12 protein-coding genes are annotated in these 20,912 nt (G+C 47.5%); 11 read left to right on the top strand and 1 reads right to left on the bottom strand.

Annotated features, from left to right (window positions below):
* Positions 1 to 246 precede the first annotated feature (246 nt).
* From H164_RS0111170 to H164_RS0111125, 10 genes are all read left to right on the top strand, one after another.
* Positions 247 to 1,272, top strand: a complete 1,026-nt coding sequence (locus H164_RS0111170; RefSeq protein ID WP_019968696.1) for a LacI family DNA-binding transcriptional regulator — start codon at positions 247 to 249, stop codon at positions 1,270 to 1,272.
* A 200-nt stretch (positions 1,273 to 1,472) separates the two neighbouring features.
* Positions 1,473 to 2,816, top strand: a complete 1,344-nt coding sequence (locus tag H164_RS0111165; RefSeq protein WP_019968695.1) for an MFS transporter — start codon at positions 1,473 to 1,475, stop codon at positions 2,814 to 2,816.
* 528 nt (positions 2,817 to 3,344) lie between these two features.
* On the top strand, positions 3,345 to 5,168 hold the full coding sequence (locus H164_RS0111160) for a CocE/NonD family hydrolase (RefSeq protein WP_025830202.1): 1,824 nt from the start codon (positions 3,345 to 3,347) through the stop codon (positions 5,166 to 5,168).
* Positions 5,169 to 5,222: 54 nt separating this feature from the next.
* Complete coding sequence (locus H164_RS0111155) at positions 5,223 to 6,785, top strand: DUF6377 domain-containing protein (protein WP_154652154.1); 1,563 nt, start codon at positions 5,223 to 5,225, stop codon at positions 6,783 to 6,785.
* A gap of 227 nt (positions 6,786 to 7,012) precedes the next feature.
* Entirely contained in the window at positions 7,013 to 8,008 is a 996-nt protein-coding gene (locus tag H164_RS0111150; RefSeq protein ID WP_036873038.1) for a BACON domain-containing protein, read from the top strand.
* Between the two features lie 113 nt (positions 8,009 to 8,121).
* Positions 8,122 to 9,594, top strand: a complete 1,473-nt coding sequence (locus tag H164_RS0111145; RefSeq protein WP_019968691.1) for a BACON domain-containing protein — start codon at positions 8,122 to 8,124, stop codon at positions 9,592 to 9,594.
* Positions 9,587 to 12,568 (top strand): SusC/RagA family TonB-linked outer membrane protein, encoded by a 2,982-nt coding sequence (locus H164_RS0111140; RefSeq protein ID WP_019968690.1) that lies wholly within the window; start codon positions 9,587 to 9,589, stop codon positions 12,566 to 12,568. The genes H164_RS0111145 and H164_RS0111140 overlap by 8 nt, the downstream gene beginning before the upstream one ends.
* 20 nt (positions 12,569 to 12,588) lie before the next feature.
* Positions 12,589 to 14,232: a RagB/SusD family nutrient uptake outer membrane protein gene (locus H164_RS0111135; RefSeq protein WP_019968689.1), complete on the top strand. Its 1,644-nt coding sequence runs from the start codon at positions 12,589 to 12,591 to the stop codon at positions 14,230 to 14,232.
* A gap of 40 nt (positions 14,233 to 14,272) precedes the next feature.
* On the top strand, positions 14,273 to 15,823 hold the full coding sequence (locus H164_RS0111130; RefSeq protein ID WP_019968688.1) for a calcineurin-like phosphoesterase C-terminal domain-containing protein: 1,551 nt from the start codon (positions 14,273 to 14,275) through the stop codon (positions 15,821 to 15,823).
* A 27-nt stretch (positions 15,824 to 15,850) separates the two neighbouring features.
* The gene (locus H164_RS0111125; RefSeq protein ID WP_019968687.1) at positions 15,851 to 17,596 is read left to right on the top strand and encodes an alpha-amylase family glycosyl hydrolase; all 1,746 of its coding nucleotides are present in this window, start codon (positions 15,851 to 15,853) and stop codon (positions 17,594 to 17,596) included.
* 1,069 nt (positions 17,597 to 18,665) lie between these two features.
* On the opposite strand, the gene H164_RS0111115 is transcribed toward H164_RS0111125, so the two are convergent.
* A complete protein-coding gene (locus H164_RS0111115) occupies positions 18,666 to 19,289 on the bottom strand; it encodes a DUF6563 family protein (protein ID WP_238315257.1) in 624 nt (207 codons plus the stop codon).
* A gap of 295 nt (positions 19,290 to 19,584) precedes the next feature.
* Between H164_RS0111115 and H164_RS0111110 the strand changes: the two genes are divergently transcribed.
* A complete protein-coding gene (locus H164_RS0111110; protein WP_026356349.1) occupies positions 19,585 to 20,871 on the top strand; it encodes an IS1380-like element ISBf12 family transposase in 1,287 nt (428 codons plus the stop codon).
* Positions 20,872 to 20,912 lie beyond the last annotated feature (41 nt).

Below are 20,912 nucleotides of genomic sequence, written 5' to 3'. Positions count from 1 at the left end.
TTTTCGTCATTTAGGTCAACCCTTTTGTGTCGTATTTGCTTAGGTTTTCGTGTTCATGCCATGCTATATTGCACCAAGGTTGATGCTACAAAAGTAGTTCACTTCACCTTACGTTGTAATATTTTAACGTTAAATCTGCTCTTTAATAAATGCAAACGTTTGCGCAATCTTTTGCAAATTAAATGTTGTTTTCTAAAATAAAATTTAGTAGTTTTGCATATCTTTGCTGCATAACTGACGTGAACCATGAAAGAATCTGCGCCTATAACAATGAAAGACATAGCTCGGGAGCTTGGCGTTTCTGTAGCTACGGTGTCTCGTGCGCTCAAAGACAGTCCGCGCATCAGCATGGAAAAGCGCACAAGAATCAAGGCTTTTGCACAAGAACATAACTTCTTTCCCAACGTCATTGCAGAGAGTTTGCGCAACAGTCGCACGAAACCTGTGAAGCTTATCGGAGTCATTATACCTCAGTTAACGCATTTTTATTTCTCCTCAATCCTTAGCGGTATCGAAGAAGAAGCATCTGCCCGGGGATACAGAATCATGGTGGCACAGAGCAATGAAAGGTATGAACGCGAGGTGGAAATATGCAAATCGTTCTCTGAGAACAAAGCTTGTGGCATCATTGTTTCGCAAGCCAAGAACACAACCAAGTACGAACACTTCAGCAATCTCATGGATCGTGGCGTGCCAGTTGTGTTCTATGACCGCATTTGCACAGGCATTAATTGCAGCAGAGTGGTTGTAGATGACTACATGGGTGCCTACACTGCGGTGAACCATCTCATTGGAACGGGGTGCAAAAAGATAGCTTTCTACGGCACTCCCATGAAGCTCGAGATTACGAAAAACCGTTATAACGGCTATCATGATGCCTTGGTGAACAACGGATTAAAGCCCGAAGAGCGGTTCATCAAACACTGTGACAACCGTGCAGATGCCGAACAAATCACGCCCGAATTGCTGAACGAGGGCGACCATCCAGATGCTTTCTTCGCCGTGAATGACGATACAGCCATCGGAATCCTCTACACAGCGAAGCGCATGGGCTTCGATGTTCCGCGGGATATCAGCATCTGTGGCTTTACAAACGGGGAGAGGGCGATAGCCTGCGACCCCATGCTTACGACCGTAGAGCAGCGCGGTTTCGTCGTTGGAGAGGAGGCCGCGAACATCTTGATTGGTCAGGTTGAAGGCTCGATTCCTTCAGACAAAGTCGAAAAACGCGTGGTAAGAACTCGCCTGATCGTGAGGGGAACAACGCGATGACTTTGAATCTTGACCTTTAATCTTTGAAGTTTGACCTTTGAACATTGAACCTTATGATATGACTTGAACAAAAGAAAGGAATAAAAATATGGAAAGGAAATATACAAATCTAAAAACAAAGACAACATGTCATAAAGGTCAATGTTCAAAGTTCAAAGCGAATAAAAGTTCAAACATCAATCTTCAAAGTTCAAACACCAATGTTCAACGTTCAAAGTAAACAAAAACCCGACATGAAGTTCTGGGGATTGTGGAACCTCAGCTTCGGTTTTTTCGGCGTACAGATAGCCTACGCCCTGCAAAGTGCAAACATTTCGCGCATCTTTGCCACGCTCGGTGCCGACCCACACAGTCTGAGTTACTTCTGGATTCTGCCACCGTTGATGGGTATTCTCGTGCAACCCGTGGTCGGAACACTGAGCGACAAGACGTGGTGTCGCTTCGGTCGCCGCATACCTTATTTGTTCATAGGAGCCGCTATCGCCGTACTCGTGATGTGTCTGCTGCCAAATGCCGGTTCATTCGGACTGGGATTGAGTGCCGCAATGACCTTTGGTCTGGTCTCACTGATGTTCCTTGACACCAGCATCAACATGGCCATGCAACCCTTTAAGATGCTTGTCGGCGACATGGTCAACGAAAAACAAAAGGCCTTGGCCTACAGTATTCAGAGCTTTCTTTGCAATGCCGGCAGTGTAGCGGGCTTCGTTTTCCCCTACTTCTTCACTGCCATTGGCGTGGCAATCACGGCAGCTCCGGGCGTTGTTCCAGACTCCGTGATTTGGTCTTTCTATATCGGAGCGGCCATATTGATACTATGTGTGCTCTATACCACGGTCAAAGTGAAGGAGTGGAACCCCGAGGAATACGCTCAATACAACAGCGTTGACGAGGCCGAAGAGCCCGAATTGGAGGAGAAAAGCAACTGGATTACCCTGTTGAAAAAGGCACCTACCACCTTCTGGCGCGTGGGATTGGTGCAGTTCTTCTGTTGGGCTGCCTTCATGTATATGTGGACCTACACCAACGGAGCCATTGCCGACACTTGTTGGGGCGTTGACATGATGTCGCCCGAAGCCACATCCACCAAGGCATATCAGGTGGCCGGAAACTGGGTCGGCATTCTTTATGCCGTCCAAGCCATCGGAAGTGTAATCTGGGCTATGGTGCTTCCGCAGTTCAAAAACCGGAAATTGGGTTATGGTTTGAGCCTTGTGCTCGGCGGAATCGGCTTCGCCTTGGTGCCGTTCATCAGTCATCCGTATGTTCAGTTCATTGCTTTCGTGCTCATCGGTTGCGCTTGGGCGGCCATGTTGGCCATGCCTTTCACCTTCGTTACCAATGCCCTTCAGGGCTATGGGCACATGGGTGCCTACCTTGGATTGTTCAACGGAACCATCTGTATGCCCCAAATCATCGCGGCAATCTGCGGTGGTAGCATTCTCACATTGGTAGGTTCGAACCAGACCAACATGATGTTTGTGGCTGCCGCTTGCCTGCTGTTGGGTGCCATTAGCGTGACGGCAATCAAAGGAAAGCAGTAAATACTTTTCATGTCAATGTGCAACAGATTGCGAAATCCGCAACCTTTGCATGCAGGGAGGGGTCATATAGCCCCTCCTTTTTCCGTTCTGTGCCGCAAGACGCATCACATCGCCGGCCTATCTCAGCCATTTCACCATGCAACCTCAGCCATATTGCACGGTAAAATGGCTGAGATTAGCACGTAATATGGCTGAGATTGGAATACAAAGTACAAGTTGTTGATTATCAATAGGAAAAACACAAAAACCATTTGAACGAATGTAGGAACGCACGGCTCGTGCATCCGCTCAAACAGCTGTACACATTCACTTGGCATTCACCCGGAACGGACGCACGAACCGTACGTCCCTACCCCGCTATGTCTGTCGCTCATATCTCAATTCCAGCCATATTGCAAGGCAAAATGGCTAAGGTTGAAACGCATGGTCCATGCAGATGAATTCGCATTGACTGCTATAATCCCGCTTGGGGAATTTCTTTATATGTTTGTTTTTTTGTATTTTTGCATCGATTGAAAGCATAAAATAATGAAAGTGAAACGGATTTCATTGAGATACACCGCGTTATGTTTCGCAATGCTAAGCATGACGCTTCATGTGAAAGGGCAGGTTGCCGAGACATATACCAAGCGCGAGGTGATGATTTCCATGCGCGACGGCGCGAAACTCTACACGGCCGTGTATGAACCAAAGGACAACTCGCGGCGACACCCTATACTCATGTTTCGCACACCCTATGGTTGCAGACCCTATGGAGAGTCTTTCAGCGGGGCAATCGAGGGGGAATTGGCACATTATGTGGCCCGGCAATACATCATCGTTCAGCAAGATGTGCGCGGAAGATACATGAGCGAGGGCGAATACGAGAATGTGCGTCCGGTGGTGTTGCAGCCCGGAGAGCGTGCCAACGATGTCACCGACGCCTACGATACGGCCGAGTGGTTGGTCAAAAACACATGGAATAACGGTTCGATAGGGCTCACGGGCAATTCCTATTTGGGCTATTATGCGCTCACGGCCGCCCTTTGTAAGCATCCGGCCATCAAGGCCGTGTGTCCCGAAGCACCCATCGGTGACTGGTTCATGGGCGACGATGTGCACCATAACGGGGCGCTGATGCTGACGGATGCCTTTCGTTTTCTTTGGGGATTCGGGCGTTATCGCCCCAAACCTTCACTGAAAGTGGAGGGCTTGAAACCCTATTATTTCACCGATGAGTATTCGTTTTTTCTCCGCACGGCAACCATTGGCGGGCTGTCGGCCTTGCAACGCGACTCGTTGCCCTTTTGGAATGCCATGCTCGAGCACCCCGATTACGATGAATGGTGGCAGCAGAGGAGTCCAATCCAAGCATACAAGGCAATCGATATACCCGTGATGGTGGTCGGCGGACTGTTTGATGCCGAAAACCTTTACGGCACATGGAGCAGCTATAAGGCTTTGGCCACACGCCAAAAGGCCCCGCTATACTTGTTGATTGGGCCTTGGAGGCACGGAGGCTGGCATGCCAAGGGGGCAAACAGGCTGGGAGAGATGTCGTTTGGTCATGAAGACCTGAGCGAACGGTTCCGCTCCATGCAGCAGCGCTTCTTCGATTACTACCTCGACCATGTGGGAACGATAGACTTTCCGCCCGTAACGCTGTTCTTTACCGGTGAGAACAGTTGGCGCACCTTTGCCAAACTGCCTGCCGAGAAGACTGTTCTCACGCCGATATATCTGCACAAAGGCGGTGCATTGCGCTTTGAAAAGCCACGCGAAAAGCTGTCGTACACCCAGTATCTGTCGGACCCTGCGCACCCCGTTCCTTATACCAATCGGATTGATAGGAACAGAGATGCCGCCTATATGGTGGAAGACCAGCGTTTCGCGTCGCGTCGCAACGACGTGATTTGCTTCTCCACGCCGTCCTTGACAGAAGCTTTGACCCTGTGCGGACCGATAGAAATAGACCTAAGTACCAGCATATCGACCACCGATGCCGACTATATTGTCAAGCTGATTGACGTGTTTCCCGACGAAGACAACAAACAAGCGGGCTATGAGATGCTCGTCAGGGGCGACATCATGCGTGGACGCTATCGCAACAGCTTCACAAAGCCCGAGCCTTTTGTGCCAAATAAGATGGCACGTGTCAGGTTCTCGCTGGCTGATGTGGCACATACATTCCCGAAAGGTCACCGCATCATGGTGCAAATACAAAGCTCGTGGTTCCCCTTGGCCGACCGTAATCCGCAGCAGTTCGTGAATATCTATCGCTGCAGGCTGGGCGATTTCGTGCCGACGACAGTGCGTATCTTCCATGATGCCACGCATGCTTCGAAGCTGATATTGCCGGTGTTGAGGCCATAATTCCCCATGTATGCTCCTTTACCCATGACATTCATAACGTATAGAATATTCTTTATGCTGCTGCTTCTTGCCCTTTGCGCGGGCGGAAGGGCAGACAATCTTTCGCAATTGTATCGCGAACTCGACCAAGCCATAGCCGAGTCGCCTTCTGTTGTCGCTGCCAAAGAACGCAAGTTGCAGCGGCTGCGCGACGCATATCATCGGGCACGACGCCCCGAACAGCAGTATGCAGCAGCCTTTGCACTGTACGCAGAGAACAAGGCCTATCAGAACGACTCGGCCATTCATTATCTCAGGCGATGTATGGCTATTGCTTCGAAGGGCGGAGACATAGCCCGTGCAAGTCTGTGTAACGAACTTATCGCCGAGTGTTGCGCCCGTGTGGGCTATTATGCAGAGGCCATTACGTTGCTCAACGATATACCTCCGCTATCGGTTCGCACGCCCAAAGAACGCTATCACTACCACAAAGCCTGCTATTTTGCCTACGAAGAGATGGCAAACCATTCGAATTTGGCCGATACTAAACGGATTTATTCCGAAAAGGCACACAGCCATCGCGACGCGTTGTTTGCATACGGAACACCAAACGACGATGATTACCGAATGACTGAAGAGAAAATGGCTATCGGAGCGGGCGACTTTGCACGGGCACTGCGCCTGAACAACGCTTGGTTGAAGGCCATACCTGCAAGCTCGCATCAGGTTGCCATCGTTTATTTCTACCGTTATCAGATATACCATCAAACCCATCGCGAGGCCGAAGCCATCCCGTGCCTCATCAAGTCGGCCATTATTGATGTGCGCAATGGTGTGATGGACCAAGCCTCGTTGCTGTTCTTGTCGCGTTATCTGCAAAAGAAAGGCGAAAAAGAGCGGTCGTTTCGATACGTACATTTTGCATGGCAATGCAACAAACACTTCAACACTCGTAGACGAACGTGGACCTTTTCGCCCCTCTTGTCAATGATCGACAGCAACTATCAGCAGCAGATACGAAGGTCTAACACCTACCTCAGCATGGCATTATGTGCCATGGGCGTGTTGTTCTTATTGCTTCTTTTGCTGTTTTTCTATCTTTATCGGCAAAAAAAACGGCTACATCAGCTCAATGCAAGCCTGCAAACTGCCAACCAAAGTCTGAACGATGCCAATCGCATTAAAGAGGAGTATATCGGCCGTTTCCTGAATAGTTGCAACACATATGTGAACAAGTTGGATAAGTTCCGGCAGGAGGTGAACCGCCAATTGAAGAACGGTAAACAGAAAGAACTGTACGAACAAACCCGGACAACCGAGCTTAAAACCCGCGAACTGAACGAACTTTATGCTCAGTTCGACGCCACTTTCCTTTCACTTTTCCCTCGTTTTATCGACGAGTTCAATGCGATGCTCGTGCCCGAAGCCCGTGTTTTCAGAAAAGACAAAGACCGATTGACAACCGAACTGCGCATATTTGCACTCATACGATTGGGCATTGACGACAGCAGAAAGATAGCCGAGTTCTTGCATTGCTCTATCCATACCATCTATAATTACCGCGCAAGGTTTCGTGCTGCTACGCTTATTGATAAGGAATTGTTTGCACAACGCCTGCGAGAAATAGGTAGGATGTAGGCCAAATTGCCCCGGTTGGCATTTATATGGCATTTATATTTTTAACAATGATGGCTTTTTATAAAAGCTTGAATATAAAAGGGTTGTTGCTTTTCAGCATCGTTATGTGTTTACTTTTTATGGATAAGGGGTTTTAAGACCGCTGTTTTTTTACCATCTTTGTATGTCGCTTTCGGATATGAAGCGGCAAACAAGCTATTGATCGTTTAAAACCTAAAAATAATGAGATGAAAAACTGGAAAACGAAAAAGGTAGCCTTTGTGTGTTCAAGTCCAACACGTCATGTGTCTACACTTGCACGACAGGGTGTGTTATTGTTGTGTGGCTTGTCCATCATTGCTTGTAGCATGGACGATAAGGCCGACGAAGCCGTGCCAAGGCTTAAAGTTACGCCTGCAGTAATAGAGATAGACAAGACCGGAACACTTGCCGATGGCAGTCAAGCCACCTTTCAAGTGACGGCCAACAAGGGTTATGGCATCACGAGTAACCAAACGTGGTTGCGTGTAGACAAGCCGCAAGGTGCAGGATGGGCCATTGTGACCATTGTGGCCGATGAAAATCAGAGCAACAGCATTCGTGTTGGGAACTTCACAGTAGAAAGTCATGGATTACAAGAAACGGTTATGGTGAGGCAGACCCTTCAAGATCCGGCCGAGGAAGCCAAGTTGCGTACCTTTTATTCAGAGAACTTCGACTGGGCCAAGCCCTTTGCGAAACCTAACTCCGACCCCGTTGCGGCCGGGGCAGGCAATAGCAATCGTACAAGTGTAACCGATGAAAAGCTGAAAGCCGTATGGGCCGCCACAGGATTAACCGATTGGAATGTGGCAAAGAATTGCATCAGCGCTTATGCACATTACATTCACTTCAATTCGAACGGATATTATGACAGTGGTGTCGTTCTACCGGCCTTATCCATGACCGATACGGCCAATGCCTCACTCACGTTTGCCACTTGTTCCGATGGCGGTGGCCCGGATATCGTTCCTCTCGTCGTGGAAATAACGGAAGGTGCAGGCTCTCTTTCGGCCGACGACCCCAATGTGAAGTGTAGTGAAGTGATGTATCCCAACAACACGTGGGCTTGGAACCCAATGGAAGTGAAAGTCTATGGGCTCAGTGCGACGACACGGCTTGCCATTCATACGGCAGGAGGTGGTAAAAACAAATATTGCCGTTGGTTTCTTGACGACATAAAATTGAAAGAATTCAAAAAGTAAAGCTTAAATTAGAACACCAAATGAAGAAAACACAGCATATAAAATACGCCATATTGCATGGTTGCTTGGCTCTGTTGGTTAGCGTATGGTCGGGTTGTTCGTCTGAAACGAATATGGATGCATTCATCTCGGCTTCAGAAAGCGATATCGAATTGCAGTACGATGGTTTGACAAAGGCAGGGCAACCGGGTATGTTCGAATTGGGAGCCAACGACAATTGGCAAATCGTTTCGAAGCCCGATTGGGTGCAGGTCAGTCATGCCCAAGGCAGTAGGGGGCGTATAACGATTAGCGTTACCGGGACCAAGAACCTAACCGGACATGACAGAGTGGGCTACATTGAATTGGAATTAGCCAACGGCAAGCCCGCACAAGTTTCGGTATTCCAGCATCGTCTGAAGGAGAACCTGCAGCTAACGCCCCAAGAATTTTCGTTAAACATTTTGGGGCTGACCGATAAGGGTGTGTCGCCCGTGTTGAAACTGAAAAGCAATTATCCATGGAAGATGGTGCTAACAGAGCAAGAACGCTGGATAACTCCATCAATAATGGAGGGCGAAGCAGGCGAAGCGGAGATTACACTCACCGTAGAAGCTAACTTGACCAAGGCACAACGCACGGCTACGATTGTGATTCAGGCCGGCGAGATATCGCAGAAGGTGCGGGTTACGCAGGGAGCTGAGGCTTTGAAGCTTTCTGCAACGTCGTTGCAATTGGCAAAAGCAGGCATCACAACCATTGATGGCATGCAACCTGTTATCAACATTTTGGCAGTGGAAGCATGGACGGTGAAAGCGAAGCCAACGTGGATTACCTGTTCGCCCACGCAGGGTCTGGCAGGGAATACGGTAATGCGCATAACGGCAACTGCCAATTCAGGGAAGCCGCGTAATGGCGAAGTGATATTGGTCTCGGCACATGGTGTGGAGGAAACCATTGCATTGTCGCAAGACGGAGAACAAGGGTTGCAACCCGACGATAAGCCTGTGGGACATGTTTACTTTCAGGAAAGTTTCGATTGGGCACATCAAGTGGCTCTGTTATATCCCAATTTATGTCAAGACCAAGTGGGAAGCGTGAACGGCTCTCAGTCTAAGACCATTCCTGTTCATGGGGCGGAGTTCACTGCGGTAAAAGCCGAATTCGAGAAAAAGCTCAATGATGTTAACCCGGCTGGTAATTGTTTGTATGCAGCCGATGGATATATCAAGATGGGCAGAAAGAATAATCAGACGGGCGTTATGCTCCATAATCCGCTTTCTTCGATAGCAACGGGCAAGATGGCAAACGTAGAACTGTCTTTCGATATTGCTAAAAACGGTACCGATAACGTTACCGTTACCGTAGAGATAGAAGGCGACGGTAGGGTCGTTGGTGGCGAAACGCCCTTGTTGAGTGCTGCGTTCGCACCCATAAACAATGCTGATAAAACGAAGAATTGGCAATGGAATAGCCACAAAGTGACTATCAAAGGAGTCACGGCAAATACGAAAATAATCATTCGTTCTACGCAATGGAAGACTTCGGGCTATCACCGTTGGTTCTTGGATAACATCAAACTGACTCGCGTAAACATAAATGGATAAGAAAACTATGGCAAAATATAAAACAATTCAAACGGTGAGCCTCCATAAAATAATATGTATCGTGTGGCTATGCCTGTTATCTATAAATGCATTTGCCGACCGCGTGAAAGTCTCTGGGACCGTGACCGACGAGAAAGGAGAGCCTATCATGGGTGCGTCGGTTGTGGAAATGGGCACGACAAATGGTGTTACAACCAACGTAGACGGCCTTTTCAGTATGGAAATAGACGATAAAGGCAAGTTTCAAGTAAGTTATGTCGGCTTTGCATCCCAAACGTTTAAAGTTGAGAAAAAGCGTTCGTTCAAGGTGATATTGGTGGAAGATGCCAAGATGTTGAAGGATGTTGTTGTGGTGGGTTATGGTACCATGGAGAAGAAACGCGTTACTTCTTCTATCACATCCATCAAAGGAGATAACCTTATCTCGGGTTTAGGCGGCTCTACCATTGCCACAGCCTTGCAAGGGAAAGTGTCCGGACTCACCATATCGGGCAGTGCCAGTCCGAATGCCTCCAATGGTTATCAGTTACGTGGCGTAGCTTCGGTCAATGCAGGGAAAGGTCCGTTGGTGATTATTGACGGTATTCCTGGCGGAGACCTTCGGGCCATTAATCAAGAAGATGTTGAATCAATCGATGTATTGAAAGATGCTTCGGCAGGTGCCATTTATGGTACGCGCGCTGCAGCTGGTGTGATACTCGTCACCACGAAGCAAGCCCAAGAAGGCAAGGTGAAGGTAACATACAATAGTGAATTGTCGGTAGAAGGCGTGCGCAAGCATCTTGATATGCTGTCGTCTAAAGAGTATATAGAGTATGGTCTGGGGCAAGACTATGGCTACGATACCGATTGGTATAAGTCGCTTACACGTGATACACCTTTCTCGCAACGACATACTTTGACTGCAAGTGGTGGCAACAAGGCATTGCAACTCTATTCTTCACTGATGTATCAAGACATGAAAGGCATTGTGATTGGTGATGGCCGCACCGATTATTCGGCACGATTGAACGGTCGATACCGGTTGTTTGATGGTAAAGCCGAACTGACAATGAAGTTACAAGTACGGCAAACCGACCGTGACAGACGTAACAGTTCTAACTCTTTTCAAGAAGCCCTTATGCTTAATCCGACGATACCTTTGATGGATCCTAATCGTCCTACGAAGTACAATGTCAACACTCTTGGTTTCTCCGGTACGACATGGAATCCTGTTGCCGATATAGAATTGCAAGACTATAAGGGAACAGACAAGTGGCTGTTGGGCGATGCAACCCTTAAGATTAACCTCCTTGAAGGTCTTTCTGTGCAAGGAACAATGGCCATAGACCAGCGCGAATACCAAAGTTATAACTATTATTCACAAGACCATCTCTGGAGTATCACTTCGAATAAGCGTGGCAAGGCCGATCATTCTTTTTCTAAAACGTGGAACAAAACCTTCGAAAGCTATGCTTCGTATATTCATGAGTTCAACAACACACATCGTGTTGACGGTGTATTAGGATGGAGCTTTTATGAAACGAACGGTGAGAGCTTCAGTATGAGTAACGCTAACTTCACGGTCGACGGTATTGGTCCTTGGGATATGAGTGCCGGTACTGATCTCAGCGATGGCTATGCAAGTATGGGGTCGCATAAGCAACCTCGCGAGCGATTGCTGTCGTTCTTCGGTCGTGCCAATTATGGTTATAACGACCTTTATATGGCAACCCTGAGCTATCGACGTGAAGGAAGTTCGAGGTTTGGCAAGAATAACAGATGGGGAAACTTCTGGTCTGTGTCGGCCGGTTGGCGCATCAGCAAGGAGAAATTCATGCAAAATATAGCATTTATAAACGACTTAAAGCTAAGGGTTGGTTATGGTGTGACGGGCAATAATGACTTTGGAAACGGCTATACTGTCCGTACTTATAAGAGTAATGACCTATGGCCCACAAACGGGATATGGCAACCGGGCTACGGTTCTACACGTAACATCAACCCCGATCTGAAATGGGAAGAAAAGAAAGAGTTTGACGTGGGACTCGATTTCTCTCTGTTTGGCAATCGCATCTACGGAAAATTCGATTACTATCATCGTCGTGTTGATGACATGCTCTTTGAAGTTCCCGCATCGATGCCGCCAATGGTCTATCCAACGATTATGAAAAACGTAGGCACGCTCATCAATACGGGCTGGGAAGCCGAACTCTCCGGCAATGTGTTTGTCGGTAAAAAGTTCAATTGGACATCAACAATCCGTGCATCACATAACACCACGAGGATTAAGAACCTTGGCGACTCGGAGTCTTATCTCTATGGCGATGCTTTCCCGCAGTCGATGGGCTATGCCTCAAAGATAGTGAACAATGCGCGGATAGGCCAGTTTTGGCTCTTCAAATATGCCGGTTTGGATGCAAACGGGAAGTGGCTTATCTACGACAAAGACGGTAATGTGGTTCCGGCACGCAATGGTGGCGTGAATAATCTGGTTGATGTCAACAAGCATTATGTGGGCAATGCCATTCCGAAATTGATACTCTCTTGGGACAATAATTTTACTTATGGTGCTTTCGATTTTGGAATATCGTTGCGTTCGTGGATAAAGTTCGACGTGTTTAGTCAGCTCAATCTCTATCATGGATTAAAGAGTGCATCGTCTGATAACGTGCTGCGCATAGCCTACACTGACAATAAGGAAATCAACGACACACGTATTACGTCAGACTATTTCCTCTCAGACGGTACGTTCTTAAAGATTGATGCCATCACTTTGGGCTATACGCTCAAAGCTTCGAAATTTAATAAGTATGTATCGCGTGCGCGTTTTTATCTCACATTGCGCGATGTGGCTTGCTTCACCAACTATAACGGCTACAATCCGGAGGTGAACATCAACGGTCTTTTCCCTGGTTTTGAATACGTACGTAGTTCGTACACCACCTATCCGCAAACCATTCATTGCACGCTTGGCATGCAGTTAACATTCTAACTTCTTTTTATATATCGAATATGAAAGCAAAAAGTATCCTTATCATCATCTGCTCTTCCTTGCTCAGCGCATGCGACCTGAGCGAGAAATTCTATTCCAGCGTGACTCCGGATACCTTTATCACGCGCCCAGAGAATACATACGCCATCCTTTCTCGCCCCTTTACGCACTGGAAATGGTATATAGGGGCCGACAGATGGTATCTGCAGGAGTTGACATCTGATGAAATGACGTGCCCGACTCGTGGCAGTGATTTCTACAATAACGGAGAATACATTCGTTTACAAGAACATACGTGGGCACCAACCGACCGTTTCATCACCAACACCTATAATGGAACTGTGGGTGGAATAGCCCGTGCACTCGAGGCCTATGAGGACCTTAGCGCAGTAAACTACACGGCTATCGGTATGAACGAACAGGCAAAACAAGACCAGCTCAATCAGCTTAATGCCATCATCGCTTATTTCTACATGCGCGGACTCGACTACTTTGGAGGAATGCCCATTTATCGCTCGGTGAACGATGGCGTTGTGGGGCGCTCGACGGCCAAGCAAACCTTCGAATATATAGAGCAACTTCTGCAAAAGGCCATTCCGCACCTCACTAAGCGAACATCGCTAAATCAAAGCCAAGATGGTTACATCAAGCAAGGTGCTGCAGCTGCGATGCTGGCCCAGCTATATTTCAACGCCAAAAGCTACATAGGTGAAGAGCACTTCGAGGCTTGTGCGAAAATTTGTAAGGACTTGCTTGCAGGAACTTACGGCACATACGCATTAGACAACACTTGGTATGGACCACACGGCTTTGATAACGATAAATCGCCCGAAGCCATTTGGAACGTACCTTCAGAGAACTCGAAGGTGGAGTGGAATTGGTATTACCGCTACTTCTACCATGGTAATTCACGAGTCTACTTCAACGTGTCATTCCCTGCGTCTTGCTTCAACGGTTTCTGTCTGACACCATCGCGCGAGAACGCCCATTCGGGAGTGTACACACGCTGGAAGTTGGGTAACACTTACGAGAAATTCAACGATGCCGACCTGCGTAAGCAACCTTATGTCTACTTAGGAGGTAAACGTTATCGCGGAATGTTTTGCGTAGGTGACCAGACCAATCCGCAAACAGGACAGCATGTGGTGGGCGTGACCGACAAATCGGGACAGCCTTTGATTTTCCACGACTACATCAACGTGAAGGGAACGCATTCCGACATGCTTGCCGGGTCAGAAGATTCGGGCATCAGATTGGTAAAAGCACCTATTCCAAACCAAACGGACATCGACCTGCTTTGGAATCCCGATTGCCCTGTTATCCGCCTTACGGAAATCTATTACATGCTGGCTGAATGCTATTGGCGAACCGGTAAAAAAGCCGAAGCAGCCCAACTGATTAACACCGTTCGCAAACGCAATTTCAATCATAATATCGACCCCAATCCCGTCCCCGATGACTTTGATGCCTATCGTTTGGCAGACGAGTGGATGATAGAGTTCTTGGGCGAGGGCAGAAGGCGTACCGACCTTATACGCTTGGGGCTTTGGTCTACCGAAGACTGGTGGGCGCATACCGCTTCAGATGCTACCAAAAACTTGTTTCCTCTTCCGGCCGAGGCCTTTGTAGCAAACAAGAAGTTGAAACAGAATCCCGGATACTAAACGGGAACCTCAGTATAATTATTCATCATATCATTGACCTATGTACAAGAATATAAGATATATATATGCCATCCTGCTGCTATTGGGACTCTTCTCGTGTGCAGACAATAATGTGGCAGTGCGTTCCGGATTGGAAAACAGTGAATTGACCATTCGTCATAAACCCGGTATGAACGTTGTGGGCTATGTCACTGTTGACGGAAAACCTCGTTCGGGCGTTGTTGTGAGCGATGGAGTGAATGTTGTTGTCACCGACGAAAAGGGCGAATATCAAATGCGTTCCGTGGGTAGGCAGCATGTGTTCGTGTCTGTTCCAGCCGATTGTGAGATACCTGTAGAGAACAAAATGCCAAAAATTTACAAGACATTGACCTTCACCGACGCTGTCATTCAGATGAATTTCGACTTGAAAGCGCGTCCGAAGCTGTCCAAATTCAAACTCTTGACTCTTGCCGACGTGCAAATAGGCGATGCTGAAGACGTACGCCGACTGCGCGAAGAGGTGATGGGCAATATCAGTTCGTATGCCCAATCGCTGTCCGGTCCGGTGTATGGCATATCTTTGGGCGACATTGTTTGGAATGTTCCGGCGCTTTACCCCACCTATATCGAGCAGGTAACCCGCACGGGAGTCCCCACGTTTTCAGTCATAGGCAACCACGACCACAACGAAAAGGTGAAGAACGACACCGAGTCGGACAAGGAATATCGCGATGCTCTCGGCCCTACTTATTATTCGTGCAACATCGGCGATTGGCATATTGTGGCCCTCGATGACATACTTTACAGCGGTGTTCATGGCCGAAATGATTACAGTGGCACCATTACACAACAGCAACTCGACTGGCTTAAAAAGGATTTGGCCTACGTGGATAAGGATAAGTCTATCCTCATTGGCGTACATATCCCCACTTCGCGCAGGACATCGGGAACGCATGTGTCTAACAACAAGGCCTTATACGACTTGGTGAAAGACTACCATCGGGTCGAAATCCTTTCGGGACACACCCACAACAACTTCACCACCACCATCGCACCCAACATACGCGAGACCACGTTTGGGGCTGTGATGGGTGCCTTTTGGAATGGGAAAATCTGCAATGATGGTAGTCCGCGCGGCTTTGCCGTACTGGAATTCGAAGGCAACGAACTGACGAACGAGTATTATATGGGCAGTGATACCGACCGAAATTATCAGATAGAGGTCTATGTTCCCGGAGATGCCACCTTCCGATGGGGGCGTGTCAACGAGCCGATCAAAACGCCGTTTGACGCCCGTCCCTTGGTAACCGACATGGAAAGGGTATTGGTAAACGTATTCAACTGGCACACCGACTGGACCGTAGAGCTGAAAGAAGACGATGGTGCATGGACACCCCTGACCAATAACGCCAAATGGCTCGACCCCGAAGCCGTGAGAACCTTACAATATAGCAACAGTTGGGAGAAACGGCCGTCGGCCGAACCTGAGGAGAACAACGATCATATGTTCGTATATTATCCAAAGAGCCAGTCATGGAAGCAAATCAGCGTGCGGGCAACCGACCCTTACGGGAACGTCTATACCAAAACCGCAAACCATCCTAAATAATTTCTTACGACAAACAACACTTAACACATGAACAAAAAAACTATCATCGCGGCGGCATTGGCCTCTTTCATGTCCTTTGCAGTCCATGCACAAGTGGCAAACAATCCGCAATGGCTGGACAATGCCATCTTTTATCAGATTTATCCCAGCTCATATATGGACTCCGATGGCAATGGCATAGGCGACCTTCCGGGCATCGTTTCGAAGCTCGATTATATTAAATCGCTCGGCATCACGGCCATTTGGCTGAACCCGGTGTTTGAGTCGGGCTGGTTCGATGGCGGTTATGACGTGATTGACTTTTACAAAATCGACCCGCGCTTTGGCACCAACACCGATATGGTTAAGCTGATAGACGAGGCCCATCGCCGTGGAATAAAGGTGTGTCTTGACCTTGTTGCAGGCCACACGAGTGATAAATCGCCTTGGTTCAGGGACTGTTCCACGGGCGACCGCAACAGTCGCTATGCCGACTATTACATTTGGACGGACAGCATCAGCCCGAAAGAGCAGCAAAAGATTGTTGTGCGCCATCAAGCAGCAAATCCCGCGTCCAGCACTTACGGGCGTTATGTCGAAGCCAATGCGCCCCGTGGAAAGTATTATGAAAAGAACTTCTTTGAATGCCAGCCTGCACTCAATTACGGTTTCGCCAATCCCGACCCGGCTCATCCTTGGGAACAGCCCGTTGATGCACCCGGTCCGCAGGCAGTGCGAAGAGAACTGAAGAACATCATCGCCTTTTGGTTCGACAAGGGTATAGACGGCTTCAGGGTAGACATGGCTTCTTCCTTGATTAAGAACGATAAAGGAAAGAAGGCGGTATCGAAACTGTGGAACGAGATGCGTGCGTGGAAGGACAAGCATTATCCGCACTGTGTGTTCATCTCTGAATGGAGCAATCCCGAACAGGCCATTCCCGCAGGTTTCAATGTCGATTTTATGATGCAGTTTGGCCTCAAGGGCTATGGCTCGCTGTTCTTTTCGCGCGATACGCCGTGGGGAAAGCGTGGTTATAAGCCCGAGAATGAGAAAGAATACCGCTTCTGCTATTTCGACCGCGACGGCAAAGGTAGCCCGAAGGAGTTCACCGAGAACTACGGACACGCTTATAACGCCACCAAATCGTTGGGCTATATCGCCCTGCCCACGGCCAATCACGATTTCCAACGCCCCAATATCGGTACGCGCAACACCCCCGAACAGCTGAAAGTGGCCATGACCTTCTTCTTGACCATGCCCGGGGTTCCCTTTATTTATTATGGCGACGAAATCGGAATGAAGTATCAAATGGACTTGCCTAATAAGGAAGGAAGCAACAACCGAGCCGGCACACGCACACCCATGCAATGGACAAAGGGCGAAACGGCAGGCTTTTCTTCTTGCACGCCCGCGCAACTTTACCTGCCCGTCGATACCGAAAACGGACGCATCACGGTGGAAGCACAGCTGAAAGACCCTGCTTCGCTGCTTCATTACACGCGCCGACTGACCGCTTTGCGCCACCAACAGGCGGCACTTCGTGGCAATGGCGAGTGGACATTGCTGAACAAAGACGGACAGAACTACCCGCTTGTGTATCAACGTTCCAACCAAGGCGAAACCATTGTCGTCGCTATCAACCCCGCACGGTTCAAAACGAAGGCTGTCATTCCGCACACAGGGACATTGCACAAGCTGCTCGAAACGGGAAAGACAGCCGTGAAACAAGCTAACACGGGTGACGAACTACGGCTCGATGGCTTCTCTGCCGTCGTGTACAAGGTGGAGTGACGCGCTCCTCTCCTTCCGGGCCTTGCCAAAGCTGCCCATATTGCACTGTGAAATGACTGATAGGACACACGGCTCGAATGCATGTAGGGACTTGTGGTTCGTTCGTACGCTCCTTGTTTCAGTTGACAGTTAGCGAGTAAACGGGTGAACAAGTTGATTGCTTATATGCATGTAGGGACGCACGGTTCGTGCGTCCGCTTCTTGTTTCAGTTGACCGTTAGCAAGTAAACGGGTGAACAAGTTGATTGCTTATGTGCATGTAGGGACGTGCGGTTCGTGCGTCCGCTCCTTGTTTCAGTTGACCGTTAGCGAGTAAACGAGTGAATAGTTGATTGCTTATGTGCATGTAGGGACGCACGGCTCGTGCGTCCGTTCAAACTACCATGCATTTAAGTCTCCCTTCACCTTGAACGGACGCACGGGCCGTGCGTCCCTACTCGCAATCCCGGCCATATTGACTTGCAACCTCACCCATATTGTGCCGTTATTTCACCCATTTTGCGCCGTTGTTCCAGCCATTTTGCACGCCAATATAGGCCATATTGTCTTGCTTGCCCCGACATTCAAATTTACCCAAGCCTTATACCGCTTCTCCCAAGTGAAATAGCATGCGAGCCCATGAATGTGTTTTTCTATCCTGTCCTATGCAAAGATACAAAATTTTGCAAGCGATTGCAAGTCCTTTCCAATTTATTTTGCAAACCGGCTGACCAACAACGCACTTTACGCCCTAAAAATAAACCGGCGACGGCGACGGAAATAAAAAACCATCTTGAGAAAAAATGACGACGACGGCGGCGACGCTTTCAGTTTCTTTCTATCGTCGTCTTTCTTTTCTCTTGTTCTTGTTCTTTGTTCTTAGGAAGAGTAACCGACTGATTATCAAGGTTCCCATTTGTTAATTTATTTAAACTTCTGTTTGACTTTTCATTTTTCGTCAAACAATTAAGGAATTTTAACTATTTGTAAAAACATAAAAACCGGTTCAATTATCAAACACTAACAGCATAGCTCATCAGAGGCTATTGGTAACGACAAACAGTCATTAGCCCTACATCTGTTTGGGATTTTACCGAAAAAGATTAGCTCGTTTTAGTAATGGCAAAATTATGCCCTCAAAGTTGCGTTCATATCTGTCGATTTTACTGTATTCATCAAACAAATCATCATGCCCCACAAGAAGCTCTTTCAACACATCATTCTTTATCCTCACGACTTTGTTTACCCCCGGTGTGAAAAGATAACAAACGTAATTACTGCGAATGTTCTCAGTAGCCGCCAACATCATTGTCGCCCCCATGAGTCCTCCCATAACACCCATGCTGGAAGCCCCTCCCATTTTTGACACGTCATAGTAAGTTATGACGTATCGCCCGTCTTTTAAAGGATATGCCCGTGCAAAATCACGCCCCATAGCTCCTACCAAACCAATACGAAGAGACCGTAAATTAAGCATAAACGTACTATCGCATTTAACAGCAAGCGCCTTTTTCCCAATTTCCTTTCTTACAGACTTCTTTTGTAATAAAAAATATAGCTCCGTGGTCGCCTTTTTTTCACCATTCGCATCTTTTACAAAGGCAGGTTCGTCCACCTGAAGCTCCGACCAACGATTGTTTATAAGGTCTTCATGAGAAATGCAATATTGAATAACATGGGGAAGCAATACCGTATCAGGGGCTTCTGCTTTCATTATGAATGCATTAAAAACAAATGTAAGAACTGCGGACAAACGAAAGAATGGAAGACTATAATTCATATATCTGGAAACTTATTAAATGGTTTATTACAATATCAGGTGACGAACAAAACCAGCACCCAAGCACAAATGTATATAATAAATTTCTAATTTACCTTAATTCCGCAACACTATTATAAATTAAACTTTTTAAGTACCTGAGCAACAAAAAGTCGCTCAGGATTTTGCCATGTCAGAATTTTCACTTATCTTAGTGTTGCAAAAAAAACAAGAGAATCCGACGATAGACATGGCGAAGATACAAATTAAATCTGAGAGACTCACTCCTTTTGGGGGATTATTTTCAATCATGGAGCAATTTGACTCCACATTATCATCTGTAATCGACTCAACCCTCGGTCTAAGGTGTAGATTGTTCGGTTATCAGTACAGCGAAATCATCCGTTCTCTTATGAGTATCTACTTCTGTGGCGGTTCATGTATTGAGGATGTCACTACTCATTTGATGAACCACCTCTCGCTTCATCCGACACTTCGCACTTGTAGCTCTGATACTATCCTCAGAGCGATAAAGGAGTTGACGCAAGAAAACATTTCATACACATCAGATATGGGCAAGACCTACGATTTCAATACGGCTGACACTCTCAATACTTTATTGCTCAATTGTATATTTGCTTCTGGCCAACTGAAAGAGGGTGAGATGTATGATGTTTATTTCGACCATCAGTTCATAGAGACAGAGAAGTATGATGCAAAGCCTACATACAAGAAGTTCCTTGGTTATCGCCCTGGCGTGGCGGTTATTGGCGATTTGATAGTCGGTATAGAGAATAGCGATGGTAACACAAATGTTCGTTTCCATCAGAAGGACACGCTGAAGAGGTTCTTTGAGAGATTTGAGCAGAATGGGCTCACTATCAATCGCTTCAGGGCTGATTGTGGATCATGTTCCGAGGAAATCGTGGAGGAAATAGAAAAACACTGCAAGTCCTTCTATATCCGTGCTAACCGATGCAGTTCGATCTACAATGACACCTTTGCTCTCAAAGGCTGGAAAACAGAGGAAATCAATGGCATTGAGTTTGAATTGAACTCCATCCTTGTTGAGAAGTGGAAAGGTAAGGCATATCGACTTGTGATTCAAAGACAGAAACGGATGGATGGTGTGCAGGATTTTTGGGAAGGAGAATACACATACCGTTGTATTCTGACTAACGACTATGATTCTTCCGTAAGAGAAATTGTCGAGTTCTATAACCTTCGTGGAGGAAAGGAACGTATCTTCGATGATATGAACAATGGTTTCGGGTGGAACAGATTGCCCAGATCCTTCATGGCAGAGAACACGGTGTTCCTTCTTCTTACAGCACTTATCCGTAACTTTTACAAGGCCATTATTCAAAGACTTGACGTAAAGAAGTTCGGACTCAATGCAACAAGTCGCATAAAAGCGTTTGTCTTCAGGTTTATCTCTGTACCAGCCAAGTGGATCAGGACATCAAGGCGGTATGTGCTGAATATCTATACCTGTAATAATGCTTACGCAGATGTTTTCCAGACTGATTTTGGATAATGCCTACAACTTATGGGAATGATATTGTGTATTGCCTCAAG

The organism is Segatella maculosa DSM 19339 = JCM 15638, from assembly GCF_000382385.1.
GTDB lineage: Bacteria > Bacteroidota > Bacteroidia > Bacteroidales > Bacteroidaceae > Prevotella > Prevotella maculosa.
This window is presented reverse-complemented; position numbering and strand designations above follow the sequence as displayed.